A 12,750-nucleotide genomic window follows, 5' to 3' on the forward strand; every position below is an offset into this window, starting at 1 on the left:
TTACGGGGACTGGGCGAGGCCCGGTCAGTCCATGCGGTAGTTCGGGGCTTCCTTGGTGATCGAGACGTCGTGCACATGGCTCTCGCGCATGCCCGCGGCGGTCACGCGGACGAAGTGCGGCTTGGTCCGCATCGCTTCGATGTTGTGCGCGCCAACGTACCCCATGGACGAACGCAGCCCGCCCATCAGCTGGTAGATGATCGCGACGATCGAGCCCTTGTACGGCACGCGGCCCTCGATGCCTTCGGGCACGAACTTGTCGGCCGAGGCATTCGGATCCTGGAAGTAGCGATCCGAGGAGCCCTGCTGCATCGCACCCAGCGAGCCCATGCCGCGATAGATCTTGTAGGAGCGGCCCTGGTAGAGCTCGACCTCGCCCGGGGCCTCCTCGGTCCCGGCGAACATCGAACCCAGCATCACGCAGTCCGCGCCCGCGGCGATCGCCTTGGCCAGATCCCCGGAGAAACGTACGCCACCGTCGGCGATCAGCGGCACGCCGGTGCCCTGAAGCGCCTCGGCCACATCCGAGATCGCGGTGATCTGCGGCACGCCCACACCGGCCACAATGCGGGTGGTGCAGATCGAGCCCGGCCCGATCCCCACCTTCACGCCATCCGCCCCGGCCGCAACCAGGTCCTTCGCGGCGGCGGCGGTGGCGATGTTGCCGCCGACCACCTGCACGTCCGGGTAGTGCTTCTTCACCCAGGCAACGCGGTCGAGCACGCCCTGGGAATGGCCGTGCGCGGTGTCCACCACCAGCACGTCCACCCCGGCCTCGACCAGCGCGGCCACGCGCTCGTCCGTGCCATCGCCCACGCCGACCGCCGCACCCACGCGCAGGCGGCCACGCTCGTCCTTGGAGGCATTCGGATGCTCGGTGGATTTCTGGATGTCCTTGACCGTGATCATCCCGCGCAGCTGGAAGTCGTCGTTGACCACCAGCACCTTCTCGATACGGTGCTTGTGCAGCAGTTCCAGCACCATCTCTCGGTCGGCCCCCTCGGGCACGGTCACCAGCCGGTCGCGCGGGGTCATGATCTCGGTGACCGGGGCCTCCATACGGTTCTCGAAGCGCAGGTCACGGGAGGTCACGATGCCGACCAGGTTGTTGCCATCCACCACCGGCACACCGGAGATGTGGTTGGCATCGGTCAGTTTCACCACCTGACCGATGGTCGCATCCGGTCCAATGGTGATCGGCTCGCTGATGACGCCGCTTTCGTACTTCTTGACCTGCCGGACCTCGGCCGCCTGGGCCTCGATGGACATGTTCTTGTGCACGATTCCCAGCCCGCCCTCCTGGGCCATCGCAATCGCCAGACGCGCCTCGGTGACCGTGTCCATTGCGGCCGACACCACCGGAGCGGACAACGAGATGCCACGGGTGATCTTCGTGGTCAGGTCGACATCGCGTGGCACGACATTCGAATGCCCCGGGATCAGCAGTACATCATCAAACGTAAGGGCTTCACCGACGATCCGCATGTACCACTCCAGGCCGGGCCCGCCGGTAGACAGGAGAGGATGTCCCGGGGGCGGATAAATAGCTCCCCAGTATAGGATTCGGGCCCTGCCTCGACAAGCCAGCGCACGCGTGCGAGGGCCCGCGCGGAGACGGCCGCACGGCGGCCCTGATAGGATGCCGACTCACCCGCAACCCCGTCAGTCGAGAACCCATGCCCGAGCGCGCGCCCCAGGCCGGCATCACTCGCCGGCGCATGCTGGCCCTGATGCTGATACCCCCCCTCGGTCTCGTCTCCGGCAGTGCCCGGGCGGAATGGTGGCGTTCCGGTCATGACATGTTTCGTGCACTGCTCGCACGCCCCCCGAGACTCTCGGGGCTGTCCACTGCGGAACTGATCGAGGCGGTACACGAGGCCCTGGTGATCGCCACCCATTCGGCCTCCGAGGCGCTCAGCCGACGCAACGGCTTCTACGGCAACCCGGATGTGCGGATCCCGCTGCCCGAGGTACTGGCCACCACCCGTCGCTCCCTCGGTCGCCTGGGCATGGAGGCGCCGCTGAGCACCCTGGAGCTGCGCATCAACCATGCCGCCGAGGGCGCCGTGCGGCATGCACGCGGGCCCCTCATCCGGGCCATCTTCGAGCTGGACCTGGAGCACGCCCGCGACCTCCTGCTCGGTGACAAGGACGCCGCCACCCGACATCTGGAGCAGGCGATGCGTCCACAGCTGACCGAGGCCATGCGGGAACCGGTCACTGCCAGCCTGGATGCGGTCGAAGCCCTGAGCTCGTACCGCACTCTGGAATCGCAGATGCGTGATATCCCCTTCCTCGCCAACGTCCGCCTGGACCTGGTCGGACATGTGCTGGAGCACACCATGAACGGTCTGTTCCACGCGATGGCCGAAGAGGAAGCGCGCCTGCGGGTCGACCCCATCGGCCGCGGCACGGATGTCTTCCAGCGCGTCTTTTCCCGACTCTGAGGAGCGCATGAACAACGCCCCGGTCTTTTCCGTTACCGAACTCAACCAGTGCGCCGACGGCCTGCTGCGCGACGGCCTCGGCCGCCTGCGCGTGGAGGGTGAAATCTCCAACCTGCGCCAGTACGCCTCCGGCCACCAGTACTTCTCGCTGAAAGATGCGGACAGCTCGGTCAGCTGCGTACTGTTTCGTGGCAACGCCCGCAACGCCGCGCGCTTTGCCAATGGCGACGCCGTACAAATCCAGGGTCGCGCCGGGGTCTACGCGGCGCGTGGCCAGTTCCAGGTCATCGTCGAGGCCCTGCAACCGGCGGGCGAAGGCCAGCTCCTGGCGGCCTTCCAGCGCCTGAAGGCAAAGCTCGCCGCCGAGGGCCTGTTCGAGCCCGAGAGGAAACGCCCCCTTCCCGCCTGGACCCACCGTCTCGGCGTGATCACCTCCAACCAGGGCGATGTGCGACACGATATCGAACGCACCCTGGCACGGCGCTTCCCGCTGCTGTTGCCCTTCACCCTCTACCCCACTGCAGTGCAAGGCGCACAGGCCGCCGGCCAGATCGTCGCGGCGCTGGAGCAGGCTGTCCGCGAGGGCCGTGTGGACGTCATCATCCTGGCCCGCGGCGGCGGTTCACTGGAGGATCTGCAGGCCTTCAACGAGGAGAGCGTCGCACGCGCGATCGCCGCCTGCCCCATCCCGGTCGTCACCGGCGTAGGGCACGAGACCGACACCACCATCGCCGACTTCGTCGCCGATCTGCGCGCCTCCACACCAACGGCCGCAGCGGAGGCCGTCAGCCCGGATGCCGCCACCCTGCGCCACCAGCTGGCGCGCGCCCGCGAACGCCTCGCCGGCCTGCTCGGCCAGCGCATTGACCGGCTGCAGCAGGCCCTCGCGGCACTGCACGCGCGCCTGGAACGGCGCCATCCGCGCCAGCTGCTGGAGCGCGACGCCCAGCGTCTGGACGATCAGCGCGAGCGCCTGACTCGCGCCTGGTCACGCATAGAGGAACGCGCCCGGTCGCGACTGCAGCACATCCAGCTCCGGCTCGCCGGCGCCGCGCCCGGCAATCGCCTCGCCGCGGCCCGCATGCGTCTCGATCACCTGCACCAGCGCCTGACACGGGTGCGCCCCGACCACGACATCGCCCGGCAACGTGAGGACCTGGCGCGGCTGCGACGGCAACTGGAGGACACCACCCGGCAGGCAGTGGCCAGCCGCCAGCGCCAGCTGGATGCCAGCGCCCGCCAGTTGCGTTCACTGGACCCGGAGGCGGTACTGGAACGCGGCTATGCGATCCTGCAAACCCCCGAGGGCGACGTCCTGCGCCGCGCCGACCAGACCGCCCCCGGCCAGCACCTGCGCGCGCGCCTGGCGCGCGGCCACCTGGATCTGGACGTCACCGGCACTCACGCCGACGATTGAAGCCCGCGGCCTCCTGGTCTTGAACCACAAAGGGTGCAGAGAAAATCGCGCGCAACAGGAAGACGGAGAGCGCGCGAAGGGGTCAGGAGGGACGGCCCAGGGTCGGCCGCTACAAGGCCAGCCCCGCCGGAGCGCAGCGGAGAGCCGGGACTTCCTGCGTCACGCACACCCCACCATCATGCCGCCTCCACCGCCGAGAACCCGGATACCTGTTCAGCCCCCCCCAACGCCGCAGGGGCGTGCTTGCACGCTCCTGCAGCCGTGGTATCGAAGGCCCACGCAGGACAGCGGTACCCGGCGTTGATCAGGAGAGCAGGACGAGGTTGTCCCGGTGGATCAGTTCCGGCTCCAGCAAGTAGCCCAGCTCCGCTTCGATGCGGTCGGCGCGCTGGCCGCGGATGCGCTGGATCTCGCTGGCCCCGTAGTTGGTGAGCCCGCGCGCCACCGCGACCCCATCCGGGTCCAGGCAGGTCACCATCTCGCCGCGGCGGAAATCGCCCTCGACCCCGACCACCCCCACCGGCAGCAGGCTGCTGCCCGACTCGCGCAGCACCCGCGCGGCCCCGGCATCCAGCTGCAACTGTCCGCGCGAGTGCAGCTGATCCGCCAGCCAGCGTTTGCGCGCGGCCAGTGGCTCGCGGTCCGGCTTCAGCCAGGTCCCCAGAGGCTCGCCCTTGAGCACCCGCCCCATCACCTGCGCCTCGCGCCCGGAGGCGATCACGGTATGCGTACCGGAGCGCGCCGCGCGTTCGGCGGCCAGCAGCTTGGTCGCCATGCCGCCGCGCCCCAGACGCCCGAAGTCAGTGGCCACGTAGCGGTGCAGCTGGGCATCCGAGGCCCGTCCTTCGGCGATCAGGCGAGCGTCCGCATGTTTGCGCGGATCGCGGTCGAACAAGCCATCCTGGTCGGTCAGGATCAGCAGCAGGTCGGCCACCACCAGGTTGGCGACCAGCGCTGCCAGGGTGTCGTTGTCCCCCAGCCGGATCTCCTCGTAGGCGACGGTGTCGTTCTCGTTAACCACCGGGATCGTGCCCATCTCCAGCAGTGCCTGCATGGTGCTGCGGGCATTCAGGTAGCGCGAGCGGTCCGCCAGGTCGTCATGGGTCAGCAGGACCTGCGCGGCGTGCAGACCATGGCTGGCGAACTCGCGCTCGTAGGCCTGCACCAGCCCCATCTGCCCGACCGCCGCGGCCGCCTGCACGTGGTGCAGCTGATGCGGCCGTTCGGTCATGCCCAGCCGCCGCATGCCCTCGGCCACCGCGCCACTGGAGACCAGGATGACCTCCAGGCCACGCCGACGCAGCGCGGCAATCTGGTGCGCCCAGGACTCCAGCGCCGGGCGGTCGAGCCCGGCCCCGTCCGCGGTGATCAGCGCACTGCCGATCTTGACCACCACTCGCTGGATGCCGGGGAGGCTGCGCACGGCGTCTGCGGTCGCTACCACGAGGCATCCTCCGGATCCGCGGCCAGCCCACGGCGGGCGGCCTCGGCCTTGCTCTGCGCGGTCTCCTCGATATGTCGCATCACGGCCTGGAGCAGCGCATCCATGCCGTCCCCGGTCGCCGCCGAGATAACGAACACCGGATGCACATCGCCCTGGTCCGCCCTGACGCGCTCGACCAGGGCCTCCAGGTCCTCGGGGTCCAGCAATTCCTTCTTGTTCAGTACGATCCAGCGCGGCAGGGAGGCCAACTGGTCGCTATGATGTTCCAGCTCGGTGACCGCAGTGTGCAGGTCCGCCAGCGGATCCGCCTCCGGGTCGGGCGGGGCCACATCCACCACGTGCAGCAGCAGGCGGGTACGCGCCAGGTGCTTGAGAAAACGCGTGCCCAGACCCGCGCCCTCGGCGGCGCCCTCGATCAGCCCCGGAATGTCGGCGATCACGAAGCTCTGGTTGACGCCGATGCGCACCACGCCCAGCTGCGGAATCAGCGTGGTGAAGGGATAGTCGGCAATCTTCGGCCGCGCCGCCGAGGCGCGTGCCAGCAGCGTGGACTTGCCGGCATTCGGCAGCCCCAGCAGCCCGACATCCGCCAGCACCATCAGCTCCAGCGACAGCTTGCGCAGCTCGCCCGGTGTGCCCGGCTTGCTCTGCCGCGGCGCCTGGTTGGTGGACGACTTGTAGCGGGTGTTGCCGAGCCCGTGAAAACCGCCCTGGGCGACCAGCAGCCGCTGGCCCTCTTGGGTGACGTCGCCCAGGATTTCGCCCGTCTCGGCATCCCGCACCTGGGTCCCGACCGGCACCGCGATCTCCAGGTCCTCTCCGGAGGCACCGGTGCGCTGGCGCCCCATGCCGTTCTCGCCACGCTGGGCATCGAAGCGGCGCTGATAGCGGAAATCGGCCAGGGTGTTCAGTCCTTCGTCACCGACCAGCCACACCGAGCCGCCATCGCCGCCGTCACCCCCGTCCGGGCCGCCGAACGGGATATATTTCTCGCGGCGAAAACTGACACAGCCGTTGCCGCCGTCACCGGCCTTCACCGTAATGGTGGCCTCGTCGATGAACTTCATTGCTTGCTTCCCGCAGTACAGAACAAAAAAAGCCCCGAAGAACGGGGCTTTTCGCGATCGCTTCGCTAGGGAGACGCTGATTGAATCGCACGTCCGCGCTCGAGTCGCTTTTGCGTGCGAACAAGGCGCGGTGACTGCCGTGCAGTCACTCTGCACAAGGGAACCGCAACGCAGTGCGCGCGCAAAAGCGGCCGAGCCCCTGCCTTCAATGGCTTGTGGGGTTGGTGCCCCCCCGATTCTGAATGAATATGGCCCGATCCTGCGTTGCGCCGCTTGCGGGTAGAACCACTACCCGCTGCACGACGCGCCTTGTCTCGGAAAACAGGGGGCACCAACGCGGACGTGCGATTCAATCAGCGTCTCCCTAGCCGGCCGGCTTACTGCTGCGGCTGGACGCTCACGAAACGACGGTTGTGCTTGCCACCCACCTTGAAGACGACCTGGCCGTCCACCTTGGCGAACAGCGTGTGGTCCTTGCCACAACCCACGCCCTCGCCGGGATGATACTGCGTCCCGCGCTGACGAACGAGGATGTTGCCAGCGCGCACGACCTGACCGCCAAAGCGCTTCACGCCCAGGCGTTTGCTTTCGGAATCGCGCCCGTTGCGGGTACTCCCGCCTGCCTTCTTATGTGCCATGGTTCAGCTCTCCTGAATGCCTGCGCCGATCAGCCGGCGATGCCGGTGATGCGCACGGTGGTGTAGTGCTGGCGGTGCCCCATCTGCTTCTGGGAATGCTTGCGCCGCCGGAATTTCATGATGTGGACCTTCTTGGCACGGCCATGGTCTTCGACCTTGGCGGTGACCTTGCCACCGTCCACCAGCGGGGCCCCGACGCGGACATCGTCACCCGCACCGACCATCAGCACCTGGTCGAATTCGACCTCGGAACCGGCCTCGGCCTCGAGCTTTTCGATGCGAATCACGTCGCCTTCGGCGACGCGGTACTGTTTACCACCTGTTGCGATGATCGCGTACATTTCCCTGGGACTCCGTTGCGATACCTTGTGTGGACCAGCCGGAACTGAAAGCCGGTCTCGCGAAAGGGCGAAAATGCTAGCAGCGGTTCTCGCCCGGGTCAATGCTCGGGCAATCGGGCGCATGGCATCCATGCGCGCCCCGCCAACCCTCCGGCACGCACCACGAACTTGTACATTGACCCGCCTTTCCCTAGCATTCGTTCGCTCTCACGACCACCTAACGAGCGCGCTAGCCAACCCCCATGCCCATTGACGCGATCCGAGAACTGACGGCCGACGACATGCAGGCCGTCGACCAGTGCATCCGCGAACGCCTCAGTTCGCCGGTCGTGCTGATCAACCAGCTCGGTCACTACATTATTCACTCGGGCGGCAAGCGCCTGCGGCCCCTGCTGGTCACCCTGTCGGCCCGGGCCTGTCAGGTTGAGGGCCGCGACCCCATCACCCTGGCCGCAGTGGTCGAGTTCATCCATACCGCCACCCTGCTGCACGACGACGTGGTCGATGCCTCCGAACTGCGGCGCGGAAACGAGACCGCCAACCACATATTCGGCAACGAGGCCGCGGTGCTGGTGGGCGACTTCCTCTATTCGCGCGCGTTCGAGATGATGGTCGAGGTCGGCTCGATGCGGGTCATGGAGATCCTCTCGCACGCGACCAACGTGATCGCGGAGGGCGAGGTGATGCAGCTGATGAACTGTCATGATGCCGACGTCGACGAGGCCCGCTACATGCATGTGATCCAGTCCAAGACGGCCAAGTTGTTCGAGGCCGCCTGCCAGCTGGGCGCCATCCTCGGGCAACGCTCGATGCGGGAGGAAGAGGCGCTGGCCCGCTACGGCATGCACCTGGGCACCGCGTTTCAGCTGATCGACGACGTGCTCGACTATTCATCCAGCGACGACGTTACCGGCAAGCGCATGGGCGACGATCTCGCCGAAGGCAAGCCCACCCTGCCGCTGATCCACGCCCGGCGCGTCGGCAACCCGGACCAGCAGGAGACAGTCCGCCAGGCGATCGAAAACGGCGGCCGCGAGCAGGTGGACGCGGTGCTGCAGGTCGTACACGCCACCGACGGCCTTGCTTACACCCGCGCCCGCGCCGAGACCGAGACCGCCGCCGCCATCGAGGCCATCGATCACCTGCCCGACTCTCCCCAGCGCCAGGCACTGATCGATCTCGCGCGCTTCGCGGTCGGGCGCGATCACTGACTGGATCGGCTCGTGGCCCGGCCCTCGCAACATGCCGACAGGTTTTACGCCCGGGGGCATGGACATGCCGGCAATGGCCCGGCATAATAGCGGGCTCGGTTCGGAGTGTAGCTCAGCTTGGTAGAGCACTGCCTTCGGGAGGCAGGGGTCGAAGGTTCGAATCCTTTCACTCCGACCAACCTTCTTCTTTGACCCTGGAAGTTTCGGCCCACGGCCCCGCAAACGGCACCGTCGGCCCGAAACCCGCCAGTCTCGATCACACCCAGGTCCTGCGGACACGTCCATGACCGCCATAGCCCCTGCCGCTCGCGGCTCGCTCTATATCGTCTCCGCCCCCTCCGGAGCCGGCAAGACCAGCCTGGTCACGGCCCTGCTGGAGTCGGTGAATTCCGTAGAAGTCTCGGTCTCGCATACGACGCGCAAACCGCGCGCCAGCGAGGTAGACGGTCAGCACTACCACTTCGTCTCCGCCGAGACCTTCCTGGGCATGATCGAGGACGGCCAGTTACTGGAACACGCCAAGGTGTTCGACAACTTCTACGGCACGGCCCATGCCAGCGTGGATGCACGCCTGGATGCCGGGGTCGACGTGATCCTGGAAATCGACTGGCAGGGCGCGCGTCAGGTGCGCGCCGCCGTTCCGGATGCCCACTCGATCTTCATCCTGCCGCCCTCGCGGGACGAACTGGAACGCCGACTGCGGGGGCGCGGCCAGGATGAGGAAGCCGTAATCCAGCGGCGCCTGCGCGACGCAGAATCCGACTGCACGCATTTCCGCGAATACGACTACACCGTCGTCAACGCCGACTTTGACCAGGCCGTGCGCGACCTGGCCTGCATCTTCCGCAGCAACCGTCTGCGCACCGTGGAGCAGGAGCACCGATCCGCATCCACCCTGGGCAACCTGTTGGCGCTGGAACCGGGGTCGGCGTAACATCAACAGCTCAAGAATTTACTGACCGGAGTATCCGATGGCACGCGTCACCGTCGAGGACTGCCTCGAAAACGTCGAAAACCGCTTCCAGCTGGTGCTGATGGCCGCCCGCCGGGCCCGTCACATCGCCCACGGCAAGGAACCGCGCGTACCCGAGGACAATGACAAGCCCACGGTGATCGCCCTGCGCGAAATCGCCGCCGGCGCGGTCGGTGTCGAAGTGTTCGATGAGCACGACGAGCGTCCCCAGAACCAGATGCTGGATTTCAGCACCATCCGCCATCTGGAACAGCTCGAAGCCGACGAACGCTAGGGGTTCTCGTTTCATGGCCGCTGGGCAGCCAGCCGCGCCCGGGGCCGCCTCCTCGGCAGCGGGCACCTCGACCCGTTTTCTGATCAGCGATCTGTGCTCGGAGCTCGAGGCCTATCTCGAGCCCAACGAGGTCGAGGAAGTCTATCGCGCCTACCTCCTGGGCGCGGAGTCCCACGAAGGGCAGACCCGCAAGACCGGCGAACCCTACATCTATCACCCCCTGGCCGTGGCCCGCACCATGGCCGAGATGCGGATGGATCACCAGGCGATCTGTGCTGCCATCCTGCATGACGTGATGGAGGACACCGCCACCAGCAAGGACCGCATCCACGCCGAGTTCGGCGAGGAGGTGGCCGAACTGGTGGACGGCGTCTCCAAGCTCACCCACCTGCAGTTCCAGTCCAAGGCCGAGGCGCAGGCGGAGAACTTCCGCAAGATGATGCTGGCGATCACCCGCGATATCCGGGTGATCCTGATCAAGCTGGCCGACCGTCTGCACAACATGCGCACTCTGGGCGTGATGCGCCCGGACAAGCGCCGCCGCATCGCCAAGGAAACCCTGGAGATCTACGCGCCGATCGCCCAGCGCCTGGGGATGAACGCGATCCGCCGCGAGCTGGAGCAGCTCGGCTTTTCCGCCAAGCACCCCTGGCGCGCCGCGGTCCTGGAGCAGGCCGTGCAACGGGCCGGCGGCAACCGGCGCGAACCAATGAAGAACATCGAGCAGGCCATCTGCTCGCGCATGGAGGCGGCCGGGATCATCGGTCGCATCTCCGGGCGCGAAAAGAGCCTGTACAGCATCTACCGCAAGATGCGCGAAAAGCACCACTCGTTCGAGGACGTGTTCGATGTCTTCGCCATCCGCATCATCGTCGACGATGTCGACACCTGCTATCGCTCGCTGGGGGTGGTGCACAACCTGTACAAGCCGGTCCCGGGGCGCTTCAAGGACTACATCGCGATCCCCAAGTCCAACGGCTACCAGTCGCTGCACACCATCCTGTTCGGTCCCCAGGGCATCCCGATCGAGATCCAGATCCGCTCCACCGAAATGGATCGCGTGGCCGAAAGCGGCATCGCCGCCCACTGGCAGTACAAGGCCGGGGGCGAATCCACCCGCACGGCACAGAGCCGCGCACGCGAATGGCTGCAGGATGTCCTCGAGATCCAGAAGAGCGTAGGCAACTCCATCGAGTTCCTGGAGAACGTGAAGGTCGACCTGTTCCCGGACGAGGTCTACACCTTCACGCCCGGTGGCGACATCCTGGTGCTGCCACGCGACGCCACTCCGGTCGACTTTGCCTATGCCGTGCACTCGGATGTCGGCAACCGCTGCGTGGCGGCCAAGATCGACCGCCAGCTGGCACCGTTGTCCACGCGCCTGCAAAGCGGGCAGACAGTCGAGATCGTCACCGCCTCTGGCGCGCGCCCCAACCCGGCATGGCTGTCCTTTGTGGTCACCGGCAAGGCGCGTACCGGCATCCGCCACTGCCTGAAGTCGATGCAGTCGGAGGAGGCCCGCACCCTGGGCGAACGCCTGCTGGACAAGGCCCTGGAATCCCTGGGCGCCCGCCTGTCCCAGATCTCCCCTGCCCGTCTGGACCAGATGCTGGACGCGATGCAACTGGAAGACCTCGACGCCCTGCTGATTGACATCGGTCTGGGCAACCGCATGGCCTCCCTGGTGGCGCGGCAAATGGTCGGCACGGAGGGCCCCGAAGCCACGGCGGCGACAACGACGACCCTGGCGGTCAAGGGCACCGAGGGGCTGGTGCTGAGTTACGCCCGCTGCTGCCACCCGATCCCGGGCGACCCGATCATTGGCCAGCTCAGTGCCGGACGCGGGCTGGTGGTCCATCGCGAGAGCTGCCGCAACGTCCTGCACGACAGTCGCGAGCGCGCCGACCGCACGATCGCTCTCGAGTGGTCGCACGAACCGCAACTGCAGTTCACGGCGGCCGTGCGCACGCGTACCGCCAACCGTCGCGGGGCCCTGGCGGACATGGCCGCGGTCATCGCTGATCACGGCTCCAACATCGAACATATCTCCTTCAACGAGCAGGACGGCCACTCCACGGCCATGACCTTCCTGCTGACGGTGCGCGACCGCCAGCACCTGGCCCAGATCATGCGCGGCCTGCGCCGCCTGAGCGACGTCCTGCGCATCTCGCGTCAGCGCGGCTGACGCGTCTGCCCAACCCCCAGAAACCGGGAGCGCCTGATGTCCAATCGTTCCATCGGCCTCGATGGGCCGCTGTACCACTACCTCCTGGAGCACTCGCTGCGCGAGCCGGACGTGCTCGCCGATCTGCGTGCCGAGACCGCGAAGCTGCCCGAGGCCAACATGCAGATCGCGCCCGAACAGGGCCAGTTCATGGCACTGCTGGCGCGGCTCATGGGGGCCAGGCGTTACCTGGAGATTGGCACCTTCACCGGCTACAGTGCACTGGCCGTCGCGCTGGCCCTGCCCGAAGACGGCGAGGTCGTCACCCTGGACAACAGCGCGCAATGGACCGCCACGGCCCGGCGCTACTGGGAACGCGCCGGAGTCAGCGGCCGCATCCGGCTCGAGCCGGGGGCGGCGCGCGACTCGCTACAGGCCCTGGAGCAGCGCGGCGAGACCGGCCGCTTCGACCTGGCCTTCATCGACGCCGACAAGACCGGCTACCCCGACTACTTCGAACACTGCCTGCGACTGGTCCGCGCCGGCGGCCTGATCCTGGTCGACAATACCCTGTGGCATGGCACCGTCGCCGACCCGGACGACGAGCGCGAGGACACCCGCGCGATCCGCGCCTTCAACAATGCCCTGCACCACGACGAACGCATCGACCTCTCGCTGGCCCCCATCGGCGACGGCCTGACCCTCGCCCGGCGCCGCTGAGCCGGCCACAAGTCCCGCGGGGGTCGACCAGGGGTCAAGGGTGGTCTTCGGAAG

12 protein-coding genes and 1 tRNA gene are annotated in these 12,750 nt (G+C 67.3%); 8 read left to right on the plus strand and 5 right to left on the minus strand.

Translation table 11 applies throughout. The annotated features are described in order from the left end of the window. Window positions 1–24: 24 nt before the first annotated feature. A complete protein-coding gene (gene guaB / locus G332_RS0107430; protein WP_019626367.1) occupies window positions 25–1,485 on the minus strand; it encodes an IMP dehydrogenase in 1,461 nt (486 codons plus the stop codon). 191 nt (window positions 1,486–1,676) lie between these two features. On the opposite strand from guaB, the gene G332_RS0107435 reads away from it, so the two are divergent. Then, the gene (locus G332_RS0107435; RefSeq protein ID WP_019626368.1) at window positions 1,677–2,447 is read left to right on the plus strand and encodes a DUF4197 domain-containing protein; all 771 of its coding nucleotides are present in this window, start codon (window positions 1,677–1,679) and stop codon (window positions 2,445–2,447) included. A 7-nt stretch (window positions 2,448–2,454) separates the two neighbouring features. Next, the gene (gene xseA, locus G332_RS0107440; protein ID WP_019626369.1) at window positions 2,455–3,864 is read left to right on the plus strand and encodes an exodeoxyribonuclease VII large subunit; all 1,410 of its coding nucleotides are present in this window, start codon (window positions 2,455–2,457) and stop codon (window positions 3,862–3,864) included. 304 nt (window positions 3,865–4,168) lie between these two features. On the opposite strand, the gene proB is transcribed toward xseA, so the two are convergent. The 4 genes from proB to rplU all read right to left on the minus strand — a co-directional run bounded on the left by proB (window position 4,169) and on the right by rplU (window position 7,354). Then, window positions 4,169–5,308: a glutamate 5-kinase gene (proB, locus tag G332_RS0107445; RefSeq protein WP_019626370.1), complete on the minus strand. Its 1,140-nt coding sequence runs from the start codon at window positions 5,306–5,308 to the stop codon at window positions 4,169–4,171. Then, complete coding sequence (cgtA, locus tag G332_RS0107450; RefSeq protein WP_019626371.1) at window positions 5,302–6,375, minus strand: Obg family GTPase CgtA; 1,074 nt, start codon at window positions 6,373–6,375, stop codon at window positions 5,302–5,304. The genes proB and cgtA overlap by 7 nt, the downstream gene beginning before the upstream one ends. A 377-nt stretch (window positions 6,376–6,752) precedes the next feature. Next, a complete protein-coding gene (rpmA, locus tag G332_RS0107455) occupies window positions 6,753–7,013 on the minus strand; it encodes a 50S ribosomal protein L27 (RefSeq protein WP_018872320.1) in 261 nt (86 codons plus the stop codon). 29 nt (window positions 7,014–7,042) lie between these two features. Beyond that, window positions 7,043–7,354 carry a 50S ribosomal protein L21 gene (rplU, locus tag G332_RS0107460; protein WP_017941885.1) on the minus strand — a complete coding sequence of 104 codons (312 nt, stop codon included), beginning with the start codon at window positions 7,352–7,354 and terminating at the stop codon, window positions 7,043–7,045. Window positions 7,355–7,596: 242 nt separating this feature from the next. Between rplU and ispB the strand changes: the two genes are divergently transcribed. From ispB to G332_RS0107490, 6 genes are all read left to right on the plus strand, one after another. Continuing rightward, on the plus strand, window positions 7,597–8,565 hold the full coding sequence (gene ispB / locus G332_RS0107465) for an octaprenyl diphosphate synthase (protein ID WP_019626372.1): 969 nt from the start codon (window positions 7,597–7,599) through the stop codon (window positions 8,563–8,565). Between the two features lie 101 nt (window positions 8,566–8,666). Further along, window positions 8,667–8,743: transfer RNA gene (locus tag G332_RS0107470), tRNA-Pro, on the plus strand. A 105-nt stretch (window positions 8,744–8,848) separates the two neighbouring features. Further along, on the plus strand, window positions 8,849–9,499 hold the full coding sequence (gmk, locus tag G332_RS0107475) for a guanylate kinase (RefSeq protein ID WP_019626373.1): 651 nt from the start codon (window positions 8,849–8,851) through the stop codon (window positions 9,497–9,499). 37 nt (window positions 9,500–9,536) lie between these two features. Continuing rightward, window positions 9,537–9,812, plus strand: coding sequence for a DNA-directed RNA polymerase subunit omega (gene rpoZ, locus G332_RS0107480; protein WP_019626374.1), 276 nt, complete (start codon window positions 9,537–9,539; stop codon window positions 9,810–9,812). A 13-nt stretch (window positions 9,813–9,825) separates the two neighbouring features. Then, window positions 9,826–11,997 carry a bifunctional GTP diphosphokinase/guanosine-3',5'-bis pyrophosphate 3'-pyrophosphohydrolase gene (spoT, locus tag G332_RS0107485; RefSeq protein WP_019626375.1) on the plus strand — a complete coding sequence of 724 codons (2,172 nt, stop codon included), beginning with the start codon at window positions 9,826–9,828 and terminating at the stop codon, window positions 11,995–11,997. Window positions 11,998–12,033: 36 nt separating this feature from the next. Further along, complete coding sequence (locus tag G332_RS0107490) at window positions 12,034–12,696, plus strand: class I SAM-dependent methyltransferase (protein ID WP_019626376.1); 663 nt, start codon at window positions 12,034–12,036, stop codon at window positions 12,694–12,696. Window positions 12,697–12,750 lie beyond the last annotated feature (54 nt).

The sequence above is a fragment of the Thioalkalivibrio sp. ALJT genome, from assembly GCF_000381825.1.
In the GTDB taxonomy this organism is placed as follows: domain Bacteria; phylum Pseudomonadota; class Gammaproteobacteria; order Ectothiorhodospirales; family Ectothiorhodospiraceae; genus Thioalkalivibrio.